General features: G+C 35.8%; 1 protein-coding gene and 1 pseudogene. Both read right to left on the bottom strand.

Annotated features, from left to right (window positions below):
• A pseudogene (locus CDA10_RS16695) lies at positions 1-292 on the bottom strand (S41 family peptidase); the annotation flags it as partial.
• Positions 293-348: 56 nt separating this feature from the next.
• A partial coding sequence (locus CDA10_RS16690; protein ID WP_089606650.1) for a S41 family peptidase occupies positions 349-1,079 on the bottom strand: 731 nt, incomplete at its 5' end.

Below are 1,079 nucleotides of genomic sequence, written 5' to 3'. Positions count from 1 at the left end.
TGGCTTGAAGAAAAGGTTTAGCAATATCTTGGCATTGTTTTACCGTTTGAACTTGGGCTGTTTTTTCTTTTTGAGTATTCAGAACGTGTTGAATATTTTCAGGGTAGGTTGTCCATTTTTGTGCTCGAATACCTGCATCATTTTCCAATAAAAATTGAGCAGTAAAGTCGATATCTTGTAAACATTCAGCACTGGTCATGGGTATAGCATCTTCAGTTGCTTGAACGTTTTGAGTGAGTAAAATTGAACTCGCGAGTATTAAAAAAGAAGCATGTACAAAACGGTGTGGCATTGGTCTGAGTCCTGTATTCTGATAGCTGTATTCTCAATCTTTTTGAAAAACAAAAATTACAGTTTCTGTTCTAAATATTTTTGAGCAAACTTTACTTCATCATCATAAGCTTGCTGATCTTTAGGAATCGGTAGTTTGATACTTGGCGGAATACCAATATTATCAATTTCTTGTCCCGCACGACGATGTACATAAGTAGTCGCATAGTTTATAGAGAGCTTCTTAGATGGCGTAGGTACATCTCTGACGTTAGACGCATCTAATGCACCAAAAGTATTTCTGCCCATGGTGATAACCCGAGGATTTTGTCGAATGGTTTTGACCAATTCTTCACATGAACTACCACAGTCTTCATCAATCAATACTGCAACCTCTTTTGGTGTTGCTAGAATATCTTTGCCTGATATTTTTTGGCTTACTTCTTGCTGCTCCATTAAGCCGATCCAGCCATTTTTATTTGACTCCATCTTTTTAACCATTTGATTGAGCATTTTCTTTGAATCGGGATCAGGTATTTCTGCTTCTAATTCTTTCCAAGCTTGTATCGTTACAGTTGATGTATAAATCTGAGGGATTTCAGTCCAATATTCTGCTTCTCCCAAAATTGAATAAAGTGGTTCAGCAGACGTATCGAATCCGCCAGTATTTTTACGCAAATCTAAAATTAAATAAGAGGCACTGAGTAAATTGTCTTGATTATTTTGAATGATTTTTTCGAGTTGATCTTTTATCGAAAGCCCAAAAGAAGGAATAAAAATATAAGTGGTTAAGTCTGATAATTTTTTTG

Source organism: Acinetobacter piscicola (genome assembly GCF_002233755.1).
In the GTDB taxonomy this organism is placed as follows: Bacteria; Pseudomonadota; Gammaproteobacteria; order Pseudomonadales; family Moraxellaceae; genus Acinetobacter; species Acinetobacter piscicola.
Note: the sequence above shows the minus strand (reverse complement) of the source record. Positions and strands in the feature narration are given on the sequence as shown.